This is a genomic window from Methylobacterium sp. JK268, assembly GCF_054052225.1.
On the sequence record NZ_JBSVZN010000001.1, the window covers coordinates 342460 to 366863 of the forward strand.

General features: G+C 74.3%; 24 protein-coding genes. 2 read left to right on the forward strand and 22 right to left on the reverse strand.

Annotation, left to right across the window (positions count from 1 at the left end):
- Positions 1–23 precede the first annotated feature (23 nt).
- Both ACW9J6_RS01490 and ACW9J6_RS01495 read right to left on the reverse strand, forming a co-directional pair.
- Positions 24–395: a tRNA-binding protein gene (locus ACW9J6_RS01490; protein ID WP_457114647.1), complete on the reverse strand. Its 372-nt coding sequence runs from the start codon at positions 393–395 to the stop codon at positions 24–26.
- A gap of 8 nt (positions 396–403) precedes the next feature.
- Positions 404–637 carry a hypothetical protein gene (locus ACW9J6_RS01495; protein WP_457114648.1) on the reverse strand — a complete coding sequence of 78 codons (234 nt, stop codon included), beginning with the start codon at positions 635–637 and terminating at the stop codon, positions 404–406.
- 479 nt (positions 638–1116) lie between these two features.
- Between ACW9J6_RS01495 and ACW9J6_RS01500 the strand changes: the two genes are divergently transcribed.
- Positions 1117–1332, forward strand: coding sequence for a hypothetical protein (locus ACW9J6_RS01500; RefSeq protein ID WP_457114649.1), 216 nt, complete (start codon positions 1117–1119; stop codon positions 1330–1332).
- A gap of 36 nt (positions 1333–1368) precedes the next feature.
- On the opposite strand, the gene ACW9J6_RS01505 is transcribed toward ACW9J6_RS01500, so the two are convergent.
- From ACW9J6_RS01505 to ACW9J6_RS01545, 9 genes are all read right to left on the reverse strand, one after another.
- A complete protein-coding gene (locus tag ACW9J6_RS01505) occupies positions 1369–4851 on the reverse strand; it encodes an AAA family ATPase (protein WP_457114650.1) in 3483 nt (1160 codons plus the stop codon).
- Positions 4851–6128, reverse strand: coding sequence for a metallophosphoesterase family protein (locus tag ACW9J6_RS01510; protein WP_457114651.1), 1278 nt, complete (start codon positions 6126–6128; stop codon positions 4851–4853). Before ACW9J6_RS01510 ends, ACW9J6_RS01505 begins: the two co-directional genes overlap by 1 nt.
- Before the next feature lie 117 nt (positions 6129–6245).
- Positions 6246–6659, reverse strand: a complete 414-nt coding sequence (locus ACW9J6_RS01515; RefSeq protein WP_457114652.1) for a PaaI family thioesterase — start codon at positions 6657–6659, stop codon at positions 6246–6248.
- An 83-nt stretch (positions 6660–6742) separates the two neighbouring features.
- Complete coding sequence (locus ACW9J6_RS01520) at positions 6743–7225, reverse strand: DUF4188 domain-containing protein (protein ID WP_457114653.1); 483 nt, start codon at positions 7223–7225, stop codon at positions 6743–6745.
- A gap of 78 nt (positions 7226–7303) precedes the next feature.
- Positions 7304–7786 (reverse strand): VOC family protein, encoded by a 483-nt coding sequence (locus ACW9J6_RS01525; protein ID WP_457114654.1) that lies wholly within the window; start codon positions 7784–7786, stop codon positions 7304–7306.
- Between the two features lie 35 nt (positions 7787–7821).
- A complete protein-coding gene (locus ACW9J6_RS01530; protein WP_457114655.1) occupies positions 7822–8286 on the reverse strand; it encodes an SRPBCC family protein in 465 nt (154 codons plus the stop codon).
- Positions 8287–8316: 30 nt separating this feature from the next.
- The gene (locus ACW9J6_RS01535) at positions 8317–8733 is read right to left on the reverse strand and encodes a VOC family protein (protein ID WP_457114656.1); all 417 of its coding nucleotides are present in this window, start codon (positions 8731–8733) and stop codon (positions 8317–8319) included.
- Between the two features lie 66 nt (positions 8734–8799).
- The gene (locus tag ACW9J6_RS01540) at positions 8800–10083 is read right to left on the reverse strand and encodes an RNA polymerase sigma factor (protein WP_457114657.1); all 1284 of its coding nucleotides are present in this window, start codon (positions 10081–10083) and stop codon (positions 8800–8802) included.
- Positions 10080–10454: a YciI family protein gene (locus tag ACW9J6_RS01545; RefSeq protein WP_457114658.1), complete on the reverse strand. Its 375-nt coding sequence runs from the start codon at positions 10452–10454 to the stop codon at positions 10080–10082. Before ACW9J6_RS01545 ends, ACW9J6_RS01540 begins: the two co-directional genes overlap by 4 nt.
- Positions 10455–10663: 209 nt before the next feature.
- On the opposite strand from ACW9J6_RS01545, the gene ACW9J6_RS01550 reads away from it, so the two are divergent.
- Positions 10664–10939, forward strand: a complete 276-nt coding sequence (locus ACW9J6_RS01550) for a hypothetical protein (protein WP_457114659.1) — start codon at positions 10664–10666, stop codon at positions 10937–10939.
- A 274-nt stretch (positions 10940–11213) separates the two neighbouring features.
- Here ACW9J6_RS01550 and nikE read toward each other — a convergent pair whose 3' ends face one another.
- From nikE to ACW9J6_RS01605, 11 genes are read right to left on the reverse strand one after another with little or no spacing between them, the layout of a single operon-like run.
- Positions 11214–12905: a nickel ABC transporter ATP-binding protein NikE gene (nikE, locus tag ACW9J6_RS01555; RefSeq protein WP_457114660.1), complete on the reverse strand. Its 1692-nt coding sequence runs from the start codon at positions 12903–12905 to the stop codon at positions 11214–11216.
- Complete coding sequence (locus tag ACW9J6_RS01560; protein WP_457114661.1) at positions 12902–13768, reverse strand: ABC transporter permease; 867 nt, start codon at positions 13766–13768, stop codon at positions 12902–12904. Before ACW9J6_RS01560 ends, nikE begins: the two co-directional genes overlap by 4 nt.
- Positions 13765–14712, reverse strand: coding sequence for an ABC transporter permease (locus tag ACW9J6_RS01565; RefSeq protein WP_457114662.1), 948 nt, complete (start codon positions 14710–14712; stop codon positions 13765–13767). Before ACW9J6_RS01565 ends, ACW9J6_RS01560 begins: the two co-directional genes overlap by 4 nt.
- Entirely contained in the window at positions 14693–16342 is a 1650-nt protein-coding gene (locus ACW9J6_RS01570; RefSeq protein WP_457114663.1) for an ABC transporter substrate-binding protein, read from the reverse strand. Before ACW9J6_RS01570 ends, ACW9J6_RS01565 begins: the two co-directional genes overlap by 20 nt.
- Before the next feature lie 35 nt (positions 16343–16377).
- The gene (locus ACW9J6_RS01575) at positions 16378–17400 is read right to left on the reverse strand and encodes an LLM class flavin-dependent oxidoreductase (RefSeq protein ID WP_457114664.1); all 1023 of its coding nucleotides are present in this window, start codon (positions 17398–17400) and stop codon (positions 16378–16380) included.
- A 4-nt stretch (positions 17401–17404) separates the two neighbouring features.
- Entirely contained in the window at positions 17405–18346 is a 942-nt protein-coding gene (locus tag ACW9J6_RS01580) for an ABC transporter substrate-binding protein (protein WP_457114665.1), read from the reverse strand.
- Between the two features lie 34 nt (positions 18347–18380).
- Positions 18381–19310, reverse strand: a complete 930-nt coding sequence (locus ACW9J6_RS01585) for an ABC transporter substrate-binding protein (RefSeq protein ID WP_457114666.1) — start codon at positions 19308–19310, stop codon at positions 18381–18383.
- A 25-nt stretch (positions 19311–19335) separates the two neighbouring features.
- Positions 19336–21132 (reverse strand): amino acid ABC transporter permease/ATP-binding protein, encoded by a 1797-nt coding sequence (locus tag ACW9J6_RS01590; RefSeq protein ID WP_457114667.1) that lies wholly within the window; start codon positions 21130–21132, stop codon positions 19336–19338.
- Entirely contained in the window at positions 21129–21656 is a 528-nt protein-coding gene (locus ACW9J6_RS01595; RefSeq protein ID WP_457114668.1) for a GNAT family N-acetyltransferase, read from the reverse strand. The genes ACW9J6_RS01590 and ACW9J6_RS01595 overlap by 4 nt, the downstream gene beginning before the upstream one ends.
- A 27-nt stretch (positions 21657–21683) precedes the next feature.
- Complete coding sequence (locus tag ACW9J6_RS01600; RefSeq protein WP_457114669.1) at positions 21684–22862, reverse strand: M20 aminoacylase family protein; 1179 nt, start codon at positions 22860–22862, stop codon at positions 21684–21686.
- A 10-nt stretch (positions 22863–22872) separates the two neighbouring features.
- Positions 22873–24216: an LLM class flavin-dependent oxidoreductase gene (locus tag ACW9J6_RS01605; RefSeq protein ID WP_457114670.1), complete on the reverse strand. Its 1344-nt coding sequence runs from the start codon at positions 24214–24216 to the stop codon at positions 22873–22875.
- Between the last annotated feature and the right edge of the window lie 188 nt (positions 24217–24404).

Sequence of the window (24404 nt, forward strand, 5' to 3'; positions counted from 1 at the left end):
ACCCGGCGGCCCGGGCGGCGGCCTCAGAACAGGCGGCTGCCGTTCGGGACCGGGCGGTCCGGCGCGACGAGCACGACGGCGCCCGCCGCGTCGGGGAAGCCGAGGGTCAGCACCTCGGACATGACCTTGCCGATCTGCCGGGGCGGGAAGTTGACGACGCCGGCGACCTGCCGGCCGATCAGGTCCTCGGGCCGGTAATGGGTGGTGATCTGCGCGCTCGTCCGCTTCCGGCCGATCGCCGGACCGAAATCGATCACCAGCTTGAGGGCCGGCTTGCGGGCCTCGGGATAGGGCTCGGCCGCCACGATCGTGCCGACCCGGATATCGACGGCCAGGAAGGTGTCGATGCCGATCTCCGCGGCGGCCGGCGTGTCGGGGGAAGGGGCCGCTGTCATGGCCGGTCTCAGCCGTACATGAGGGCGGTCGCGAAGGCGCGGTCCGCGTCCTCGACCTGCTGCGCGAGGAGCCGGAGGTAACTCGCCGTCGCCACGGCGCCGTGCCGGTCGACATAGGTCTGGAACGCCACTTCGCTCATGGTCTCGAGCGCGACGGCTTCGTCGCAGCCCTTGCGCACGAGGTGTCCGAGGGCGAAGGTCCAGGCTTGGTGGGCGCTCTCGCGCTGCTCGACGACGCTCATCCTGACACACGAGACCGGTTGGCGGAGGCCCATTCTCTGCGCAGTCGTGGTTAACGAAGTCTGAAACCGGCCGCGGTGGGCCGGCGACGGGGAGCGCCCGGGGGCCCGGTTTTCTCCAAGCTTCCCTTTTCCGGACGAGTGCGGCGTCAGCGGAAGGAGATCCGGAAACCAGATGAGGAAGGGCCGCGAAGCGGCTCCGAATGCCAGCAGCGGTGTTGAAAAGCAGTCGCTTCGCTGAGTCTTGCGCTGGTTTCCGGGTCGCATTCCGCTCGAACTGCATGCGCCCGGACAAGGGGGGAGTTGGGGGGCGGACTGTCGGCCGTGCGATCGCCCCGCGAGCCGGTTTCCGTTGCTGCGGAACCGGATGCACCCCGGTCCCGCCGTCGTGGGCGGAGATCGGGCGCCGGCCTTGTGCTGGATCAAGGCCGGCGCCGCCATTCGTCCGCAGACTCGGCCGAATTCCGAAGGGACACGGGCCGATGCACGCCTTCTCCGTCGCGTTTCTCAAAACCGTCTCGGACGATACGGGGCATGAGCGCAGCGTCCTGCAGTGGCGATGCGTCGTGCAGGCCCCGTCGGCGGCGCAGGCCGTGGCGGACGCGAAGGCGCGGCTCTGCGACTGCCTCGGCGTGGCGGATTGGCGCGTCCGCGCCGATCGCTGCGAGATCCGCGCCGTCGCGGAGCGGGCCGCGTGAGGACACCCCGCCGCCGTTGAGCGGGCCGCACCGCGTCTACGAGGGCAGTTCGTGCACCGTGACGCCCGGCACCACCGTCCGGGCGAGGTCGCAGAGGTGCCGGTGATGGGTGAGGTAGATCACCTGCCCGAGCCCGGACATCGTTCCGAACAGGGACAGAACCTCGGCGGACCGGGGTTCGTCGAAGGTCTCCATGATGTCGTCGGCGACGAAGGGCACCGCCGGGCGGCCCGCGGCGAATTCCGCGTAGCCGGCGAGGCGGAGCGCCAGGTAGAGCTGGAACCGCGTGCCCTTCGACATGTCGGTCGCGAGCTTGGACCCGCCCGCCCGCGTGAGGCCGATCAGGGTCTCGCGGTCCTTGTCCGGGCGGGTCGCGAGACCCGCATAGGCGTCGCGCGTGATGGCCCGGAACGCCTCGGAGGCCCGGCGCATCATCGCGCCGCGATGGGTGTCCCGGTAGATCTGCAGCGCCCGCTCGGCCAGGAGGGATCCGGTGCGCAGGTGCAGGAAGCGCAGGGCCTTGTCCTCGATCTCCAGCATCACCGTCCGCCGGTCGGCCTCGATGCGCGCCACCGCGTCGTCGCCCCCGATGGCGGAGAGCCGGTCCGCCGCCCCCGCCCTGGCGGCGAACAGGCTCCGCAGGCGGGCGTCGAGATCGTCCAGCCGCAGGAGATGGGCGTCGCGCTGGGCCGCGCGCTCGTCCGGATCCGTCTCGGCGAGCCGCGCCAGGGCGGCGTCCAGGGAGGGGCATCCGGTCTCGCGCAGGATCCGGGCGGCGCACTGGGCGCGCTCCTCTTCCAGGCGATCGCGCCGCGCGCAGGCGGCGAGGTGGGCGCTGACGGCAGCGAGATCCTCCGCGCGGAAGAACGTCAGGATCTCGGAGCGGCGGGCCTCGTGGACCGCGATCGCCGCGAGGAGCCCGCGCCGCGCCTCCTCCAGGGCGGCGAGGTCCGCCTCCTTCTCGCGCCGCAGGGCCAGGGCGCGGGTCGCCGCCCCGTGCCGCTCCCGCAGGGCCGCCGCCGCCGAGGCCGGGTGCGCGTCCGGCGCCTCGCCGAGGACCGCGTGGAGGGCGTGCAGGTCCGCGAGGAAGGCCGCGCAGTCGCGCTCCATCGCGGCGACGCGGTAGCTCAGGCCGTCGCGCTCGGCGATCTGGGCCGGCAATCCAGCCACGAGGTCGACGACCGCCCGGACCGCCCCGCGGTCCGCGGCCCGGTCCGCCAGCCACGTGCCCGCCAGCGCCCGCGCCCAGCGCTCCTCCCAGACCGCCCGCGCGGCCTGCGCGGACTCGACGTCCTCCCGACGCTGGGCGAGGAGCCGGGTGCCGTCGCGCACGCGCTCGTCGGCCGAGGCCCGCCGCTCCGCCTGGGCCGCGTCGGAGGCCAGCAGGGTGTGGGCGGCCTGCAGCAGGGCCGCCGCGTCCAGCCGCGCGAGGGCGGGATCGGCCGGTGCGACGGCCTCGGCGAGCCGGCGCGCCTCGGCGGCGATCTCGGCCTCGAGGCCGGCCGCCTCGGCGGCGGCGGCGCGGTGCGCGCGCAGGGCAGCGACCGCGCGGTCCCAATGGGCGATCCAAGCGTCGAGGGCGTCCAGCCTCTCGCCGGCCGGCCCGGCGACGGCCGCCGCCAGCCCGGCCGGCGCGGCCTCCGCGATCCGGGACGCCAGCGCCGCCTGCTCCCGGTCGGTCTCGGCCAGCCCCTCCGTCTCCCGGGTGCTCTGCGCCGTCGCCAGGGCGAGGTCCCGGCGCAGCCCGCGCAGGTCCGCGAGGCGGTCGGCATGGGCCAGCCGCGCCTCCGCCATCGCGTCGGACTCGCGCATCAGGCGCTCGAAGGCCGCGGCGGTGTCGGGGCCGGGACGATCCCGATGGGCCGCCCAGGCCCGGTCGCGCGCGGCGCGCAGGGCGGCGGCCTCCTCGTCCCCGATCGCCCCGGCGACGGCCTCGGCCGCGCCGATCCCGGCCTCGCTCTCCGCCCGCCGCGACGCGAGGTCGCTCAGCTTGACCCGGTGCCCGTCGCGGCGGAGGTCCTGCCCGGCGAGCGCGTCCCGCCACGCCTTGATCTGCCGCGCGGAGGGGAGGGTCATGCCCTCCAGCGCCTCCGCGCTCCCCGTCCACGGCACGAGGGCGCGCAGGGCCTCGTCGCGGTCCCGCGCCGCCGCCGCGGCGGCGGCCGCGGCCACGCGGTGACGGGCGAGGAGGTCGCCCTCGCGCAGCCGGCCGACCCCCGCCTGGAGGGCGGCCCTGCGCGCCGGGCCGAGCGGCGGATCGGTCCGGTCGAGGAGCGCGCGGTCCGCCAGGGCCTGATCGAGCGCCTGCGCGGCCGCGCCGGTCTCCTCGGAGGCGGCGGCGAGCCGCGTCGCGATCCCCGACCATTCGGCGATGAGATCGCGCAGGGTCCCGAGCGTCGGCACGTCGATGACGAGGGCGTCCGGCGCGAGGCCGTCGGCCCCGCCCGTCGCCGCCCGCGCGAGGTTCGCCAGCCGCGCCCGGACCTCGTCGAGGGCCGCGCGCCGCTTCGGCAGGTCGTCCTGCGCCGTGTGGAACCGCGGCGCGGCCGCCATCAGCGCCTCGATCCGCTCGGAGAGGCCGAGGACCGCGCGATCGACCGCGATCCCGTCGATCTCGGCGCGCAGCCGCGCGATGCGCTCGTCCTCGCCCTGCAGCCGCGTGCGCCACGTGGCGTCGTCGACCATCAGGGCCGGCAGGTCGGCGGCCCAGTGGCCCGGCGGATGCGGCAGATGCGCCAGGGCCGAGAGGGCCTCGTCGAGGCGCGCATGCTCCGCCGCGAGCGGGGCGGCCCGGGTCAGCCGGTCGAGGTCGTCGTGCCGCGCCTTGAGCGCGCCGCGCTCCCGCACGGCCTCGTCGTAGGCCGCCTGCGCCCGCGCGAGGTCGCCCACCAGCGCCGCGTGGGCGCTGGCCTGGACGTCGATCCGCTCCCGCTCGGCCTTCAGCTCCGCGAGGCGGCGCTTGAGGCCGGCGATCTCGGTGGTGGAGGCCCGCTTGCGGAAGATCCCGTCCGCCTCGGCGGCGACGCCCGCCAGGACCCGGCTCAAGCCGGACAGACCGGCGCTCGCCGAGAACAGCAACTCGCCGAGGTCCCCCTTGCTGTCGAGGATCGCGTTGCCGCCGTCCTCCAGCGTCTGGTCGTCGAGGGAGAACATCATCCGGTAGGCCTCGCGCGTGAGGCCCGACAGGGCGCCGCCGAGCACCGCCTCGCTCACCGGCTGCCCGGCGGCGTCGCGCAGGGAGCCCGAGCGCTGCTTGACCCGCCGGACCTCGTGGCGCCCGCCCGCGACCTCCAGCACCGCCCCGACCTCCATGGCGCCGTAGGGGTGCAGGAAGCCGTAGCGCGAGCGCTCCTCGATGCCGAAGAGCAGGTCGAGGTAGCCGGACAGGGCCGTGGACTTGCCCGCCTCGTTCAGCCCGTAGACGATGTGGAGGTCGGGCCCCTCGGCCCGCTCCCCGAAATCGATGACGTGATCCGTGAACTTGCCGTAGCGGACGAGGTCGAGGCGGCGCAGGCGCATCAGCGGGGCTCCGCCCCGCCCGGCTGCGGCTGCCCGAGGCGGGCGACGATCTCGTGGCCGCTCTCGCTCATCAGGGCGTCCACGAAGCGCTCGAAGGCGGCCTCGTCGTCCCCGCAGAACCGCCGCGCGTCCGGCGGCAGGTCGTCCCGGATCTCCTTGACGAGGGCGCGCACGTCCTCCCGGAGGTCGGGCTGGCGCAGCACCTCGCCGCGGATGAGGGCGCCGAGTTCGTCGACGGGGTCGGCCGGACCCGCCGGTTCCGCCCGGCGCGGGTCGCTCGCCGCGATCTCGATCTTCTCGATCCAGATCCGTCCGGAACCGCCGAGCCGGTGCTCGGTCTCGGCGAGCAGGAGGTCCCGGTCGCGCCGCAGGCGCCACGCCAGCGGCGTGCCCCCGTGGAGGGACAGGCGGGCAACGAGGTGGGGCGCGGCCGTGGCGTCGCGGACGGCCGTGACCGCCCGCTCGATCCCGTCGACCACCTCCGCCCAGGACACGGCCTCCGACAGGTCGACGCGGATGCGCTCGAACTGCGCGAGGCTCGTCGCGCGCTCCTCGATCACGAGGCTGCGGTCGTCCCGGATGGTCACGAGGCTGACCGTCTTCGCACCGGCCTCGTTGATGTCGCGCCCCTGCGGCATTCCGGGCATCACCACGGCGCAGCCGCCCCGGTGCTCGGCCCGGGCATGGACGTGGCCGAGCGCCCAGTAGTCGAAGCCCCAATCCGACAAGTCGGCCACCGTGCAGGGGGCGTAGGGGTCGTGCCCGTGCCCGCCCGCGAGGCTGGTGTGCAGGATGCCGAGATTGACCGCGTCCGGGACCGGGCGGCGGTACTTCGGCAGCAGGCTCTCCGGGGCGTGCGGCTTGGCGAAGCTCAGGCCGTGGACGACGACGTCGAGGTCCCCGCGGCGGACCGCCACCGCCTCGGCCCGGCCGCCGAACAGCTTCGCCGAGGGCGGCAGGACGAGTTCCTGGGTGATCTTCGACAGGGCGTCGTGGTTGCCCCGCACGGTGAAGACGGCGATGTCGGCCGCGTGCAGCCGCTCCATCTGCGCCGCGAGGAACCGCGCCGTCTTCATGGAGGTCTGGTCGCCGTCGTAGAGGTCGCCCGCGATCACGAGCGCGTCCACCCGCTCGTCGAGGCACAGGTCCACGATCGCGACGAGGGCGCGGCGGGTCGAATCGCCGACGAGGGCAGCGAGGTCGGCGTTGCGCATCGCGAGCGAGCGCAGGGGCGAGTCGAGGTGGAGATCGGCCGTGTGGACGAAGCGGAAGGGCATCTCGGGTCGCGGGCGGTGCGCGCCCGGGGCCGGGGCGTCAGGACGGGGCCGAAAGCTTAGCCGTCCGCGACCCGGTTGCCCAGCGCGGCGGACTGGGACGTGTCGGCCAACCGGGGATCACGCCCCCAGGACCTTCCAGGTCCCCTGGGCGACCGCGCAGACCTCGTCGCCGACGCGCAGGGTCCCGTGCATGAACAGGATCGCCCGGGTGGCGCGCACGACCCGGCACTCGGCGACCAGGAAGTCGCCGACCCGCACGGGCGCGAGGAACTGCACGTCGAGGCCGATCGTCGCCTGCCGACGTCCGCCCTGGGCCTCGGAGGCCGTGCGGCCGAGCGCCATGTCGAGGAGCGTCGCCATCACGCCGCCATGGGCGACGCCGTTGCGGTTGCGGTGCTTCTCCGCCACGAGGAGGCCGTAGAGGATCCCGCCCTCCCCGTCCCGCTGCCAGACGGGCCCGACCAGGTCCATGAACTCGGAGAGGTCGACGGTCTCCCAGCCGGCGGCGGCCGGATCGAAGGCGGGTGTCACGGCGGCTCTCTCCCTGATCCGGCGGGGCGTCGCCGGGCCAGATAGGCCATCCCGGGGCCGATGTCGCGGGCCCGGCGGGCGCGTCAGGCGGCGCCGCGGGCCAGGCGCTTGGCGGCGGTCGCGCGCTCCCCCTTGGCCGGGAACAGCCGGCCGACGGCCCCCAGGCCGTAGCGGGGCATGTTGACGTAGATCGCCTCCACCGCGCCGGCCGGGACCACGTAGGTCTCGTGCCAGATGCCGACATCGCCGTCGGTGCCGATCCGGGCGTTGAAGCGCTTCCAGGCCGCGAGGTGCAGCCCGCCGGGGCGATGCGCGTAGGCGTGCAGATCCGCGGCGCTGCGCCAGAGCTGGAGGACGCCGATGGTGCGCAACCCGAAGCTCGGGCGGGTCGACAGGAGACCGATCGACGGGTCGGCCGCCTGCTCCCGCAGCATCGGCCCCATCTCGCGCAGCACGGGCAACCAGCGCCAGACCTTCCAGGGCGCGTTGATCCGCATCCCGATCGCGAAGACCACCACCTCCCCGGGCCTCTCCGCGCAGAGGCGCTCCCTCAGGATCTCGGTCATGGATGCGCCCTCCACCTGGCCGGCGTCACCCTGGGCTGATATGTGGGCATTGTCAACATTGCGGGGGACGCGGCCGGATCAGGCCGCGCTGGCGGCTGCCCGCTCCAGGGCCGAGAGGTCGATCCGGACCATGTCCTGCATCGCCGTGAAGACCCGGGCGGCCACGGCGGGATCCGGGTCGGCGAGGAGCTGCGGCAGGCGGGCGGGGAAGACCTGCCAGGGCACGCCCCAGCGGTCGCGCAGCCAGCCGCACATGATCTCCGATCCGCCGTCGGCGGTCAGCGCCTCCCAGAGGCGGTCGACCTCGCCCTGGTCGGCGCAGGCGACCGAGATCGAGGCGGCGAAGCCGTATTCGGCGGGCCTGCCGCCATTCAGGGCCTGGAAGCGCTGCCCGCCCAACGTGAAGGCCACCAGGATGACGTCGCCGGGTTCGCCGCCGGGCCAGGGCCCGGGCGCGCGCTGGACATGCGTGATGCCGGAATCCGGCACCAGCGACACGTAGAGTCGGACGGCCGCCTCGGCCTCCCGCTCGAACCACAGGCAGGTGCTGACGGTCGCCATGACGGGTCCTCCTCGGCGGGTGACGGAATGGTGCGCTACAGGCCGGCCGCGAGGGCCGCGAGCTGGTCGGTGCAGCGGCCCCAGCCGTCGTGGAAGCCCATCGCCTCGTGCGCGGCGCGGTCCTCCGCCGACCAATGCCGCGCGCGGGCGGTGTAGCGAGTGCCGCCCTCCTCCGGCGCGAAGGTGATGAGGCCGGTGAAGAAGGGTTTGGCCGAGGGCTCCCAGGCGCGCGTGTAGGCGTCCGTGAACACGATGCGGGCGTTCTCGACGAGGTCGAGATAGACGCCCGCGCTCGTGAACTCCGTTCCGTCGGGACCCCGCATGACGATGAGGGTGCTGCCCCCGGGGCGCGGGTCGGTCTCGGCCTGCGCGACCGTGAAGGGCGCCGGCGCGAACCAGTGCGTCAGGAGCTCCGGCTCGGTCCAGGCCCGGTAGAGGGCGGCCGGGCGCGCGGCGATGAGGCGCGTGAGGACGAGGTCGCGGTCGGTCGGGTCGGTCATGGGTTCGGCCCCGGCGGTTTTGGGAGGGTTTCAGCGCTTCGCCTGGTTCATCGCCCAGACGACCCCGAACGGGTCGCGGAGCTGGGCGAAGCGGTCGCCCCAGAACATCTCGGCCGGCGGCACGACCCCGGTGGCGCCCGCCGCGACGGCCTTCGCGTAGCGGGCGTCGATGTCCTCGACCATCAGGGTCAGGCTGAAGGCCTGCGGGGTCAGCGCCGGGTGGCAACGCTCGGGGAAGGCGTCGCTCAGCATCAGCGAGCTGCCGTTGACGTAGAGGTGGACGTGGGGCGTGCGCCCCTGCGCGTCGGCGGGCATCGCGGCGGCGATCTCGGCGCCGAAGGCCTGGGCGTAGAATTCGGCCGCCCGCAGGGCGCCGTCCACCGTCAGGTAGGTGACGAGGCCGCCCTTCACCGGGGCCATGGTGGGGATCTCGGGGGTCTGGCTCATGGGGGTCCTCTCCTCTCGGGCCGCGGGGTTATCCCCGCCGGCCTCGTCCCAAGGACGCCCGGCCCGTCACGGGGCCGACAGCGCCGCTTCGCTTTTTTCCGCGGCCTCCCGCTCCAGCCGGTCGAGCCGGCCGCGGATATGGGCGGCCTCGGCCGGGCTGCCGGCGAGCGCGATGGCCCGCCCCATGGCCTCCCGGGCCTCGGCGGAGCGGCCGAGTTCGGCCAGGAAGGCGGCGCGCAGGCCGTGGAAGTGGAAGTAGCCGCCGAGCGGCCCGGCGAGGGTCTCCACCAGGGCGAGCCCGGCCGCGGGACCCCGCAGCTTGCCGACCGCCACCGCCCGGTTGAGCGTCACGACCGGCGAGGGCTGCAGGCGCTCCAGGACCGCGTAGAGCGCCGCGATCTCCGCCCAGTCGGTGTCCTGGGGCCGCGCCGCCCGGGCGTGGATCGCGGCGATCGCCGCCTGGACCTGGTAGGGGCCAGGCGCGCGGTGGCGCAGGGCCTTGTCGACCAGCGCCAGCCCCTCGGCGATCATCGGCGCGCGCCACAGCGCCCGATCCTGGTCGTCGAGGAGCACGATCTCGCCCTGCGGATCGAACCGCGCCGGCGCGCGGGCGTGCTGGAGGAGCATCAGGGCGACGAGGCCCATCGTCTCGGGGTCGGTGGCGAAGAGGCGCAGCAGCAGCCGCGCGAGGCGGATCGCCTCGTCGCACAGCTCCGCCCGCTCCGACCCGGTGCCGGCCGAGTAGCCGGCGTTGAAGACGAGGTAGAGCATGGACGAGACCGCCGAGAGGCGCTCCGCCCGCTCGGCCGCTCCCGGCGGCCCGAACGGCACGGCGCCCCGGGCGATCCGCGCCTTGGCGCGGGTGATGCGCTGCTCCATCGCCGCCTCGCCGACCAGGAAGGCGCGGGCGATCCGGGCCACGCTCAGGCCGGAGACGATGCGCAGGGCGAGCGCGATCTGCTGCGTCGCCGGCAGGTCCGGGTGGCAGCAGATGAACAGGAGGCGCAGGACGTCGTCCCGGTAGGAGCCCGCGTCCAGGGCCTCGGCGAGGGGCGCCTCGGCGTCGTCGAGGTCCGAGAGGGCGGCCTCCTCCGGCAGGGGCGCGAGCCGCGCGGTGCGGCGCTTGCCGTCGAGGGCGGCGTTGCGACCGACCAGGATCAGCCAGGCGGCGGCGTCCCGGGGCGGTCCGTTGCGCGGCCAGGTGCGCAGCGCCCGCAGGCTCGCCTCCTGGAACGCCTCCTCGGCGGTGTCGAGGTCGCGGAAGGCCCGCAGCAGGGCGGCGAGCGCCTGCGGGCGCGCCGCCGCGAGGGCGGCGGCGATCCAGGCGAGGTCGGGATCGGCCCCGCTCATCCGGCCCGCCGCGGATCGGGGTTGTAGAGCAGGACCGGCCGCAGTTCGTAGGCGCCGCCCGGATTGGCCGCGGCGAGGTCGCGGGCGATGCCGAGCGCCTCGTCGAGGTCGGCCACGTCGACGACGTAGAAGCCCAGGAGCTGCTCCTTGGTCTCCGCGAAGGGACCGTCGATGACGAGCGGCGGGTCGCTCGCCTTGCGCAGGGTGGTGGCCGCGGTGGTCGGCAGCAGGCGGAGCGACGGGCCGAGCTTGCCCTGCCGCTCCAGCGCCTCGTGCACGCGGCCGAGCCGGGCCATGACGGCCTCCTCCTCGGCCGCGCTCCAGCCGGTGACCACGTCCTCGTCCTTGTAGCAGAGGATGGCGTAGAGCATGACGTCTCCCTTCGCTCGCAGGACGCGCGGCGCCGCCGCGATCCGACAGGGTGGCGGCCGGTCTTTCCGCGATTCCGATCGGCGCGCCCGTCCCTGCTTCGGGGAGTCGGGCGGGATGCGCAAGCGCCCCGGGGCCGGGGCGGCGCGCGACCCCACGCCCGCTCTTGCCGTAGAATGGCGGCCTCCCGCGTCAGCGACGGAACCCGCTCATGATCGACCCTGTCATCGCTCTCGGCGTCGTCGCGGCGACCGCCGTAACGGACGCCGCCTACGTGTTCTTCAACGCGGCCGTCGCCGCCCGCCGCCGCTTCGCCGCCGCCCATTGGAGCGCGGTCTGGTACCTGCTCTCCGCCTTCGCGGTGATCCGCTACACGGAGAACCCGGTCTACGTGGCCTTCGCGGCGCTCGGATCGTGGTGCGGAGCCTACGCGTCCGTGACCTGGCTCGTCCGGCCGCCGCAGCCGGGTCCGCATCCGCCCGGCTGAGGGGAGCGCTCTCGCGCGGCAGGGTCGCCGCGGAGAGAGGTGAGTCACCCGCGCCAGACCCGGGAACCGGTATGTGTCGCCATCAGGATCTGCCTCAGTCGTCGTTTTCGCGTTCCGCGAATCCGCTCGCCCACCCGGGGCGCCAGCGCGCTGCGCGGCACCGTTCTCTCTAGGCATGGCCGCGCGGGCCGCCGAGGGCAGCGACGGGAGCTGGGCGAGAGCCTCAGGTCGTACAGTCCAGACCCTCGCCGCGCCCGGGGACGTGTGTGGAGCCTCACCTCCCGCGCTTCGGCAGGTCCGGCACGGCCGCGAGGAGGCGCCGGGTGACGGGATGCTGCGGGGCCTCGAAGACCGCGTCCGCCGAGCCGGCCTCGACGATCCGTCCCTCCGTCATGACGGCGATGCGGTCGCTCATGTGCCGGATGACGCCGAGGTCGTGGGAGATCAGCAGCAGGGCGAGGCCGAGCCGGTGCTGGAGGTCGCTCAGGAGGTCGAGGATCTGGGCCTGGGTGGTGACGTCGAGGGCCGACACGGGCTCGTCGCAGATCAGCAGGTCCGGCTCCGAGGCCAGGGCCTGCGCGATCGCCACCCGCTGGCGCTGACCGCCGGACAGGGTCCGGGGTCGCCGCTCCAGCAGCGCGGCGGGCAGCGCGACGAGGTCCATCAAGGCCGCGACCCGGTCGCTCCGCCCGCGGGCGTCGCGGTCCGGGCGCAGGCGCAGGGGCTGCTCGATGACGCGCCGCACCGTGTCGCGCGGGTCGAACGCGCTCAGGGGATCCTGCACGATCGTCTGGATGCGCGGGCGCAGCGGCCGTCGGTCGCGCTCCGGCAAGGCGCTCCAGGGACGCCCCGCGAACAGCACCTCGCCGCTGTCGGGCCGCTGCATCGCGAGGGCGACCCGGCCCAGCGTGGTCTTGCCCGATCCCGACTCGCCGACGATGCCGAGGGTCTCGCCGGGACGCAGCTCCAGCGTGACGCCGGCGAGGGCCGCGATCGCGCCGCCCCGATGGGGGAAGCGGACCGTGACGTCGCGCAGGACGAGGAGGGGCTCCCGCGACGCGACGTCCCGGGACGTCTCCGGGCGCGGGCCGGGGCGCGACAACCAGCGCTGCCGGGTCGCGCGGCCCGGAACCGCGTCGAGCAGGCGCCGGGTGGCGGTATGACGGGGATCGGCCAGCACTGCGCGGGCCGCGCCCGCCTCGACGATGACGCCGTCCTGCATCACCGCGATCCGGTCGGCGATGCGGGCTGCCACGGCGAGGTCGTGGGTGATCAGGACGAGGCCGTGCCCGGCCCGCGCCAGGTCGCCGAAGACCCGCAGGATCTGCTGCTGGACGGTGACGTCGAGCGCGGTGGTCGGCTCGTCGGCGATCAGCAGCCGGGGCCGGCCCGCGAGCGCCGAGGCGATCAGCGCCCGCTGCCGCAAGCCGCCGGAGAGTTCGTGCGGATACTGCGCCGCGCGCAAGGACGGATCGGGGATGCCGACGCGCAGGAGCAGGTCCGCGACGGCCCGGGCGACCTCGGCCCGCGGCAGGAGGCCATGCGCCAGGATCGGCTCGGCGACCTCGCGGCCGACCGTGCGCAGGGGATCGAGGGAGGTCAGCGCGTCCTGGAGCACGAAGCCGATCTGCCGGCCGCGGACGGCGCGCCATCCGCGCTCGGAGAGCCCGAGGAGGTCGACGGTCTCGTCCTTCGGCCCGGTCAGCCGCAGAGCTTCGGCCCGGACCCGCGCGCCCTCCCCCGCCAAGCCGACGAGGGCGCGGGCCGTTACGGATTTTCCCGATCCCGAGGCGCCGACGATGGCCAGGACCTCGCCGGGGGCGACCGCGAGCGAAACGCCCCGCACCGCCGTGGTTGGGCCGTGCGCGCCCGGGAAATCGACGTGCAGATCCTCGACCTCCAGGACCGGGGCGGGCCGGGCCGCTTCCCGGGGCCGCGCGTCGCGGGGGGCGCGCGCGGCCGTCACGGCCCGTCGCTCCCCGCAAGCCGGGCCTGCAGCCCGCGCCCGAGAAGGGTGACGGCGATCACGGACGCCGCCACCACGCTCGCCGGCAGGACGCTGAGCCAGGGCGCCGCGTCGAGGTAGTTGCGCCCGTCGGCCAGGAGCGCGCCCCACTCCGCCGTCGGCGGCACCACGCCCAGGCCGACGAAGCTCAGGGCCGAGGCCGAGAGGATCGCGTTCCCGACGCCGATCGTCGCCAGCACGACGAGCGGCCGGGTCGCGTTGGGGATCACGTGGCGGACCAGGATCGTCAGGGGCGCCTCGCCCAGCACCGCGGCGTGCGCGACGTAGCCCGACCGGACCACGCGGAGCACCTGCGCGCGCACCACCCGCGCGTAGCCCGCCACGGAGGACAGCCCCACCGCCAGCAGGGTGTTGCCCGGCCCGCGCCCGAGGACCGCGACGACGAGGAGCGCGAGCAGGATCTCCGGGAAGGCGAGGAGCACGTCGATCAGCCGCACCAGGACGGCCCGGGCGAGGCCGGGCGCCAGCGCCGCCCCGACCCCGAGAAGGAGGCCGCCGAGGCCGCCGAGCAGCATGGCGCCGAGGCCGATGGTGAGCGACGGCCCGGTGCCGTGGACCACGCGGGCGAAGACGTCCCGGCCGAGCTGGTCGGTGCCGAACCAGTGGCCGGCGCCCGGCGGCACCAGCACCGCGTCGGTGTCGATCGCGTCGGGGGCGAGCCCCGTGAACCACCCCGGCGCGAGGGCGGCCGCCAGCAGGAGCAGGACGAGCGCGAGGGGCACCGGCAGGCCCGGCGCGCGCCGCGGCCCCGACGCCCCGCGGGCGCTCCGCACGCGGTCGATGAGGGCGAGCGCGTCGCTCACGCCGCGCTCCGCCGCAGGCGCGGGTCGAGGCGCCGGTTGAGGGCGTCGACCGCGAGGTTGATCAGCACGGCGGCCAGCGCCGAGAGCATCACCAGCCCGAGCACGAGCGGCATGTCGCGGGTGCGGATCGCCTGGAGGGTGATCTGGCCGATGCCGGGACGCCCGAACACCGTCTCGGTCAGGATCGAGCCGGCGAGCAGGCCGGCGAACAGGGTGCCGGCGAGCGTCGCCGCGGAGAGGGCCGCGTGGCGGAGCGCGTGTCGCAGGCGCAGCGCCGTCTCGCCGACGCCGCGGCTGCGGACCGTCAGGGCGAAGGGCTGCGCGAGCGCCTCCTCCAGCCCGTCCCGCAACACCTGGGCGAGGAGCGCGGCCTGGTGCAGGCTCAGCGCCAGGGCCGGCAGGACGAGCCCGCGCAGCCCCTCGCCGCCGATGACCGGGAACCAGCCGAGGACGAAGCCGAACGGCACCAGGAGCATCAGTCCGATCCAGTAGACGGGCGTACTCAGCACCGCGAGTTCGAGGCCGGAGAGCGCGTGCCGCAGAGGCCCGCCCCGCCCGGAGGTGGCGAGCGCGCTGGCGAGCGCGAGGCCGAGCGCCAGCGCCATGGCGGTGGCGGCGAGCTGCAGCGTCGGGCCGGCCGCCTCGGCGATGACCGCCAGGACCGGTTGCCGGTACTGGTAGCTCTCGCCGAAATCGCCGGTGAGGGCCCGCGCCAGATAGGCCGCGTACTGCACGGGCAGCGGCCGGTCGAGGCCGTAGCGCGCCACGAGCGCCGCCCGCTCGGCCGCGTCCACCACGTTCTCGCCGCCGGTGAGCACCGCCACGGGGTCGCCCGGGATCGTCTTCACGGCCACGAAGGCGACCGTCGCCGCTCCCCAGAGCACGGCCGGGATCACGCCGAGGCGGGCCAGCGCGGCGGCGCGGTCAGGGAGCGAGCCAGGCATCGTAGAAGAGCGGCTTGGCGTTGGTCGCCCAGGCGAGGCCCCGGAGACGCCGGGAGGCCCCGAGCTGGTAGGCGGGAACGAAGAGCGGCAGCACGGCGGCCTGGCCGAGGATGTCGGCCTGGATCTGGCGGTAGAGGCGCGCGCGCTCCTCGTCGGGCGCCCCGACCGCGCGGGTCAGCGCGTCGTCGAGCGTGGTGACGCGGGACAGGTTCGCGCCGTTCGGCGGGATATAGGCGGAGTGGAAGACCGTGCGCAGGATGTCGGGCTCCGCCCGGACGTAGTAGATCGACGCGATGTCGTAGTCGCCGGCGCCGGTGAGCGCCGCGAAGCCGCCGGCATCGACGGGATCGAGCCGCAGGTCGAAGCCGGCCTTCCTGGCCGCGGCCTGCACGGCCTGGGCCAGGGTCAGGTCGGCGGCGCCCCAGGCGGCCGCATTGTAGACGAAGCGGAGGGTCAGGATCTCGCCGGCCCTGGCGCGGAGCCCGCCCGGCTCCGCCCGCGCCCAGCCGGCCTCGTCGAGGAGTCGCGCCGCCCGCTGCGGGTCGAAGCCCCACAGGCGCGCGACCGCCGGATCGTAATAGAGGGTCGAGGGCCCCAGGATGTTGTCGGCGGGCTTGAGGCTGCCGAAATAGGCCGCCTTGACGAGGGGCGGCGTGTCGATCGCGCTCTGGAAGGCCTGCCGCACCCGGAGGTCGGCGAAGGGCCCCCGGGCCGTGTTGAGGAACAGCGCGCGGTTCACGCCCGGATTCTCCCGCGTCACCACCTGCAGGCGGGGATCCGCCTGGACCGTGCGGATGCTCACGGGCGGCACCTCGTCGATGACCTGGACCTGCCCGCTCGTCAGCGCGCCGAGCCGGACCGCCGGCTCGGGCAGGTAGCGGAACACGAGGGCGTCGAGATGGGCCGGCCCCTGATGGGCCGCGGAGGCGGGTCCCCAGGCGTAGTCCTTGCGCCGGGTGAGCCGGCTGCCGCTGCCCGGAGCGAAGCTCTCCAGCACGAAGGGACCCGAGCCGACGACGGTGTTCGTGGTGCCGCGCGCCGCGCGCAGGTAGGTCGGCGACTGGATGCCGAGATAGGGCAGGCTCAGGCCCTGGAGCAGCGGCGCGAAGGGCTGCCGGTAGCGGAACACGACGGTGTCGGGATCCGGCGCCGTCACGGAGTCGAGGGGGCCGAGCAGCGACTTGGCGTAGCTCGACGTGGTCTTCGGGTCGAGGATGCGGTCGATATTGACCTTCACCGCCTCGGCGTCGAGCGGCGTGCCGTCGCTGAAGGTCACGCCGCGGCGCAGGTGGAACGTGTACACGGTGTTGTCGGGGCTCACCTCCCAGCGTTCCGCCAGCCAGGGGGTGAAGCGGTTGTCCTCCGCCTGGCCGACGAGCGAGTCGACCACGTTGCGGGCGATCAGCGCGGTGGTCGAGAAGCCGGTGATCGACGGGTCGATGATGGGGGTGTCGGTCGCGAGCCCGACCGTGAGCGTTCCGCCCGGGACCGGCCCGTCCTCGGCGCGGATGCCGCGCGCGGCGAGGGTGAGGACGGCGAGGGCCGCAGCGACGGTGAGACCGCGCCGCCATCCTCCCGCGGGACGGCCGGCAGGGCCCGGCTCTCGGGGATGGGCCTTCGTGTGCGTCATCGCATTCCATCCGCGTGGGGATGTGGGTCGGCCGGTCACGCCGCCGCCTCGACCGCGTCCAGCCGGGGCGCGATCAGGCCCGCGAAATCCGAGAGGATCTGGCGGTACTCGGCGCCGGCGAGGCCGTAGGGGAGCTCCAGCCGCAGGGTGTCGGCGAGGGGCAGGATCGGGTCCGCGAGCAGGCGCTCCGCGATCTCGGCGGCGCTGCCGACGAGGTCGGGCGCGAACAGGGTCCGCCGCTCGCCCTGGGGGGCGAGCGTGCGCGCGTGACGCCCGGCCGCGAAGGTGCGGTAGCGCGCCCGCGTCGCCGCGTCGGCCCCGTCGAGGGGCACGATGACCCGCCCGAGCGCGACGCGCGGCGCGCCCGGACCGCGCCACTGCGCCCGGAAGAGGTCGACCTGGCGCCGCTGCGCCGCCAGGAAATCGTCCGTCTCCTCGCCCCGGGTGATGTTGCCGACGAGGAGGTGCAGGCCGTTCTCCGCCGCCCAGCGGGCCGAGGCCAGCGAGCCGCCGCCGTACCAGAGCCGGTGGCGCAGACCCGGCGCGTGGGGGCGAAGGCGCGGCCGGTGCTCTCCGGCGGCCGAGACGATGCGCGCGTCGGGCGCGCCGAGCCAGGCGCCGTCGAGATTGGCGGCGAGCCGTCCGACGCGGGCGTGGGAATGGTCGAGGCAGGCCGGGTCCCCGTCGGAGAAGCGGTCGCCGAGCAGCGCCGCGAGGGGCGGCGGGCCGGCGCTCAGGCCGACCTGCAGGCGCCCGCCCGACAGGACGTCCACGAGGGAGAGATCCTCGGCGAGCCGGAACGGGTTCTCGTAACCCATCTGGATCACCGCCGTGCCGAGCCCGATCCGGCGCGTGCGCTGGCTCGCGGCGGCCAGGAAGGTGGCCGCCGAGGAGATGCCGGGCTCGAGATGGCGCTGGCGCACCCAGGCGCTCTCGAAGCCGAGCGCCTCGCCGTCCGCGAAGAGGGCGAGGGTGTCCTCCAGCCCGGCCCGCGGGTCGGCATCGTCGTAATTGCCCGGCGTCAGGAACGCGAAGGCGCGGCGTGGAAGCGCGGCCATGGCGTCAGAACTTCGGCAGGCCGGGCGGGTTGGTCTCGGCCCGCTCCAGCGCCTCCTCGGTCAGGCCCCAGCGCGCGAGCGCCCGCCCGTAGGCCCCGTTGGCGATGAGGTCGTTCGTGGCCAGCGTCAGCGCGTCGACGAGGCCGCTGCCCTTGCGCGTCGCGATCGCTACGTCCGACCGCTCGGGCCAGCCGGCGCTGAGCGTCCCCACCCGCCGGATGTCCCGGTCGCGGGCCGCCACGAAGACGAGCTGCGCGTGGGGCTGCACGATCACGTCGGCCCGCCCGGACCGCAGGGCCACCAGCCGCTCGGCCTCGTCGTCGAAGAGCTGCAGCGCGATCGGCTTCCGCCCGGCCGCGAGATTGCGCCGGCTCCACTCGACCAGGATGCGCTCCTGGTTGGTGCCGCCGCCGACGCTGATGGTCAGGCCCGCCGCGTCCTCCGGCGCGCGGATGCGGGCGATCGGGCTGTCGGCCCGCACGAAGAAGCCGTGCAGGCCCTGCCGATAGGTGGTGAAATCGAACTTCTCCTTGCGCTGCTCGGTGACGCCGACATTCGAGATGACCGCGTCGAACCGGCCCGCGGCGAGGCCGAGCGGCCAGTCGGCCCAGGCGACCGGGACGAGGTTCAGCGTCAGGCCGAGGCTGTCGGCGATGAGCTGCGCGAAGTCGGGATCCGCCCCGACCACGGTCCGGGCGTCGGTGGCGTAGGTGCCGAGCGGCGGCCCGCCCGGCGTGATCGCCACCGTGAGCTGGCCGGGCGTCACGAACCGGAACCCCTTCGGGATGCGGGCGATCGCCGCCGGGTCCTTCTCGACCCGGATCCGGCCGGGCTGCTCGCGCCCGAGGTCGTAGGGAGGCGTCTCCGCGCGAGCGGGTGCGAGGGCGCCCAGGGCGGCCAGCAGCGGCAGGATCAGGAGGGACAGGAGACGACGCCGCAGGATCATCGAGAGGAATTCCCGTTCGCAAAGGACGGCGCGCTCAGGCCCGCGGCAGGCCCGGCGGATTGGTGCGCGATTCCTCGATCGCCTCCGCCGAGAGGTTCCAGCGCGCCAGCGCCTTGGCGTAGGTGCCGGCGCGGATCTGGGTGTTCAGGGCGTGGGTGATGGCCTCCGCGAGGCCCGCCCCCTTGCGCGTCGTCACGGCGATCTCGGCGAGGACCGGCCAGCCGCCGCTGAAATTGCCGGCGAGCCGCGTCTTGCCCTCCTGCGCCGCCTTGAAACTCAGGAGCGCGTTCGGTCCCAGATAGGCGTCGGCGCGGCCGGACTCGAGCGCGAGGTACAGCACCACGTCGTCGTCGTGGTACTGGACCTCGATCGGCTTGAGCCCGGCCTTCACGTTCTCGTCGTTCCAGCGCAGCAGGATCTGCTCCTGGTTGGTGCCCGAGGAGACGATCACCCGCAGGCCCGCCACGTCCCGCGGCGCGCGGATCACGATCGGGTTGTCCTTGCGGACGTAGAAGCCCAGCAGGTCCTTGCGGTAGGTCGAGAAGTCGAACTTCTCCTTGCGCTGCTCGGTGACGGTGATGTTCGAGATCGCGGCGTCGAACCGGCCGGAGGTCACGCCGAGCGGCCAGTCGGCCCAGGAGGTCGGAACGATCTCGAGCCGCCGGCCCAGCGCGTCGGCGACGAGGAGCGCGATGTCCGGTTCCGAGCCGATGATCGTCTTCGTGTCGGTGGCGTAGCCGCTGAACGGCAAGCGCCCGACATTGATCGCCACAGTGAGAGCGCCCTCCTGCACGAAGCGCGCCTCCTTGGCGACGAGCCGGATCGCGTCCTCGTCGCGGCCGGCCCGGACGCGCCCGGGCTGCGCGGGGGAGAGGTCGATGCTCTGCTGGGCGAGGGCGCGGCCGGCGAGGAGCGCGCCTCCGGCGCCGGCGAGGAGGGCGAGCGAGTCGCGACGGGTGAGCACGGTCGGGATCCTGGGTTGCGAGGGGTCACAGCACCTTGGCGAGGAATTCGCGGGTCCGCGGATGGTCCGGCGCCGCGAGCACCCGGCCGGGCGGTCCCTGCTCCAGCACGCGGCCGCCCTCCATGAAGACGACGTGGTCGGCGACTTCGCGGGCGAAGGCGATCTCGTGCGTGACGATCACCAGCGTGCTGCCGGAGCGGGCGAGTTCCTGGATGACGTCCAGCACCTCGCCGACCAGTTCCGGATCGAGGGCGGAGGTCGGCTCGTCGAAGAGCAGGACCTTGGGCCGCAGCGCCAGCGCCCGCGCGATGGCGACGCGCTGCTGCTGCCCGCCCGAGAGCTGCCGCGGATAGGCGTCGGCCTTCTCGGCGAGGCCGACGCGGGCGAGGAGGTCGCGCGCCTCGGCGAGGGCCTGCGCGCGGGACAGGCCGCGCACGGCGACGGGCGCCTCGACGATGTTCTCGATCGCGGTCAGGTGCGGGAACAGGTTGAAGGTCTGGAACACCATGCCGATGTCGGCCCGTCGCCGTAGGATGTCCCGCTCCTTGAGCTCGTAGAGCGTCTCGCCCTCCTGCCGGTACCCGACCAGCTCGCCGTCGAGGGCGATGAGGCCGCGGTCGATCCGCTCCAGGTGGTTGATGGCGCGCAGCAGGGTCGACTTGCCGGAGCCGGACGGGCCGATGATGGCCGTGACGCTGCCCCGCCGGAGGGTGAGGCTGACATCGTCGAGGACCGTGAGGCTGCCGAAGCGCTTCGACACGCCGCTGATGCGGATCTCGCCGCCGCGCGCCGCTGCGGCCGGGCGGATGGCCGCCGTCGCCGCGGCAGGGACCGGTTCCGCGCCGCCCTGCCGCCGCAGGCGCCCGAGCGCCGTGGCGATCAGCGAGGGCGGCGGATTCCGCAACGCCCCGCGGGCGTAGTAGCGCTCGACGTGGCGCTGGACGAGCGACAGCACGCTGAGGATGACGAGGTACCACACCGTCGCCACCATCAGCAGCGGGATCACTTCGAGGTTGCGCCGGTAGATGACCTGGATCGTGTAGAACAATTCGGGAAGGGCCAGGATGTAGACCTGCGAGGTGGCCTTGGCGATGGTGATGACCTCATTGAACGCCGCCGGCAGGACGGAGCGCATCGCCTGCGGCAGCACGATCCGAGCGATCTGCCGGTGCCGGGGCAGCCCGAGCGCCGCGGCGGCCTCGGACTGGCCCTGGTCCACCGCGAGGATGCCGCCACGCACGATCTCGGCGGAGAAGGCGGAGGCGTAGAGGGTCAGCCCGATCACCGCCGCCAGGAACGGCGTGATGAGCTGCGTCGTCTGCCAGGACGCGAGCGTGATCCCGGTGAAGGGGACGCCGATCCAGATCGTGTCGTAGAGGTAGCCGAGGTTGTTGAGGATCAGGAGCAGCACGATCAGCGGGATCGAGCGGAAGAACCAAACGTAGCCCCAGGACAGGGCGGCGAGCAGCGGCGAGCCCGAGACCCGGGCGAGGGCCAGGACGGTGCCGAGCAGGAACCCGAACCCGGTGCCGAGGAGCGTCAGGAGCAGGGTGCGGCCGAGGCCGACGAGGACGGGCTCGGCGAAGAACCACTCGGCGAAGACGCCCCAGCCCCAGCGCGGGTTGGATAGGACGGAGTGCAGGATCCCGGCGATCACCAAGGCGGCGAGGAGCGTGCCGAGGCTGCGCGCGGGGTAGCGGGCCGGGACGATCCGATAGGAACCGAGATCGCGCCCGGAGGGCGGCGCCGCGGCGGCGAGGGCGGTGCCGGTGCCGGTGCGGGGAACCGCGGTCGCGTCGGAGGGGGTCGGGACGGCGGTCATGCGGCGCTGCGGGCGTCGGAGGGGCGCCGCAGCGGCACGACCGTGCTGCCGAGCCTCTTCTCGAAGGACAGGAGCTTGTAGATCTCGGGATCGACGGTCACGTCGAAGAGCGGCGTGTAGCCGAGGCTCAGGTAGAGCCCCTTCGCCTCCGGCTGGCGAAAGCCGGTCGTCAGGACGATCCTCTCGTAGCCCTGCCGCCCGGCCCGGGCCTCCAGTTCCGCGACCACGCGGCGGCCGAGGCCCTGGCGGCGCAGGGCCGTATCGGTCCAGACCCGCTTCAGCTCGGCCGTCCGGGCGTCGTGGCGCATGAAGGCGCCGCCCGCGACGGCGCGCCCGTCGCGCAGGAGCAGCACGAAGGTGCCGTCCGGCGGCGCGAAGAGGTGGGCCGGGTAGCGCGTCATCTCGGCGCCCGGCGGCTCGCCGAAATAGGACCCGTACCGGGTGACGTATTCGGAGGTCAGCTGCTCGACGAGGGGCCGGGCCAGGGGATCGAGCGGCGTGGTGGTCACGAAGTGGTCGGGCATGGCGGCTCCGGTCGGACGAGGCGGGAGTCAGGCGAGGAACCGGCGCGCGAGGTGCACCCAGAAGCTCGCCGCGGGTGCGATGATCGCGTCGTCGAAGTCGTAATGGGGGCTGTGCAGGGGCGCGCTGTCGCCGTTGCCGACGAAGAGGTAGCTGCCGGGCCGCGCCTCCAGGAGATAGGCGAAGTCCTCGCTCGCCATCCGCGGCCGGAACGCAGCCTCGACCCGCTCCGGCCCGAAGGCCGCGAGCGCGACGTCGCGCGCCAGGCGCGTCTGCGCCTCGTGATTGAGGACGGCGGGGAAGCCGCGGCGGTAGGCGATGTCGGCCGTCGCGCCGTAGCTCTCCGCCTGGACGCGGGCGATCGCGGTGACGCGCTTCTCCAGGAGGTCGCGCACGCCCGGGTCGAAGCTGCGGATCGTCAGCGTGAGGTCGACGCTGTCCGGGATGACGTTCGAGGCCTCCCCGCCGTGGATCGCCCCGACGGTGACGACCGCCGCCTCGCGCGGATCGACGTTGCGGGAGACGACGCTCTGCAGCGCCAGCACCACCGCGGCGGCCGCCACGACGGGGTCCACCGTCTCGTGGGGCGAGGCGCCGTGGCCGCCGCGCCCGCGGATCCGGATCTCGGCCTTGTCGACCGCCGCCATCGCCGGGCCGGCGACGAAGCCGAACTGCCCCTTCGGCACGCCGGGCCAGTTGTGCAGGCCGAAGACCGCGTCCGCGGGGAAGCGCGCGAACAGGCCCTCCGCGAGGAGCTGGCGCGCCCCGGCGCCGATCTCCTCGGCCGGCTGGAAGATCAGGATCAGCGTCCCGGAGAAGTCGGTCTCGGCGAGGCGCTTGGCGGCGGCGAGCAGGATCGTCGTGTGGCCGTCATGCCCGCAGGCATGCATCACGCCCTCGCGCGCGCTGGCATGGGCGAGCCCCGTGCGCTCGGTGATCGGCAGGGCGTCCATGTCCGCCCGCAGGGCGAGCCGGCGCGTCCCCTCGCCCTTGCGCAGCACGCCGACGAGGCCGGTGCCCGCGAGGCCGGTCGTGACCGCGTAGCCGTATCCCCGCAGCCGCTCGGCCACGAGGGCGCTCGTGCGCGTCTCGCGGAAGGCGAGTTCCGGATGCCGGTGCAGGTCGCGCCGGAGGGCCGTGAACTCGTCCAGGGTCGAGAGGATGCCCGGGTCGATCCCCGAATCGGCGAGGGCGGCGGCGCTGGTCATCCGCGGCGCCTCAGCCGACCCTGCGGGCCGTGGCCGCCTCGCCGGGCGCCGCGTGGCGGCTCTCGCGGCGCGGCAGGCCGAGATGGTCGCGCAGGGTCGTGCCGCGCAGCCGGCGGTCGTAGACGCCGCGGGCCTCCAGCACCGGGATGACGAGGTCCACGAAGTCGTCGAGGCCCTGGCCGATCACCGGGAAGCCGAGCACGAAGCCGTCCGCCGCGCCCTGCTCCACGCGGGCGACCAGCAGGTCGGCGACGTCCTCGGCCGAGCCGATCAGGTCGGTGCGCGGGGTGGCCGCCTCGAGCGCCGCCTCGCGGAGCGTCAGTCCCTTGGCGGCCGCGTTGCGCTTGATCCGGTCGGTGGTCGAGCGGAAGCTGTTCCGGCCGATCTCGCCGAGGTCCGGGAACGGCGCGTCGAGGGCGTAGGCCGTGAAGTCGTGGTGGTCGAAGAAGCGGCCGAGATAGGCCAGCGCCTCCTCGATCGAGACGAGGTCGCGGATCGCCCGGTACTTGTCCTCGGCCTCCGCCCGCGTGCGCCCGACGATCGGCCCCGCGCCCGGGAAGACCCGCAGCTCCTCGGCCCGACGCCCGTGGGCCACCGCGCTCGCCTTGAGGCTGCGATAGAGCGCCCGCGCCTCCTCCAGGGGGAGATGGTTGGCGAAGACCGCGTCCGCGTGCCGGCCCGCCAGCCCGATGCCGTCGTCGGAGGCGCCGGCCTGGAAGATCACGGGCTGGCCCTGCGGCGAGCGCTGGATGTTGAGCGGCCCCTCCACCTGGAAGAAGCGGCCCCGGTGGTCGAGCCTGTGCAGCTTGGCGGGGTCGAAGAAGCGCCCGCTCGCGCGGTCGCGCACGAAGGCGTCGTCGTCCCAGGAATCCCAGAGCCCCTTCGCGACATCGAGGTATTCTTGCGCGATCGCGTAGCGCAGGGCGTGCTCGGGATGGGGCCGCCCGTAGTTGCGCCCGGAGCCTTCGAGGGGCGAGGTCACGGCGTTCCAGCCCGCTCGGCCGCCGCTGATCAGGTCGAGCGAGGCGAATTGCCGGGCGATGGTGAAGGGGTCGCTGTAGGAGGTCGAGACCGTGCCGACGAGGCCGAGCCGCTCCGTCCGCGCGGCGAGCGCCGACAGGATCGTGAGCGGCTCGAACCGGTTCAGGAAGTGCGGGATCGACTTCTCGTTGATGTAGAGCCCGTCCGCCACGAAGGCGAAGGCGATGCCGTTCTCCTCCGCCTTGCGGGCGTTCCGCACGAAGAAGTCGAGGTTGACGCTCGCGTCGGCCGGGTTGCTGGGGTGGCGCCACGCGTTCATGTGGCTGCCCCCGCCCTGGAGCATGAGGCCGAAGGTGAGGCGGGTCTGGGCCATGTGGGGTCCTCTGGCGGGGTCCTCTCGGCAGGCGGCGCCGCGCGGAGGGACGCGGAGCCCCACCGTGTTCCGACGATCACCCGACCGGCGCGCGTGCCGGACAGAATCCGCGCGGTCAGGGATGATGTTGCAAAGTCGAGAGATTATCTTATGGCGCCTCTCCGGCCGTCAATAAAAGGCATTTTCAA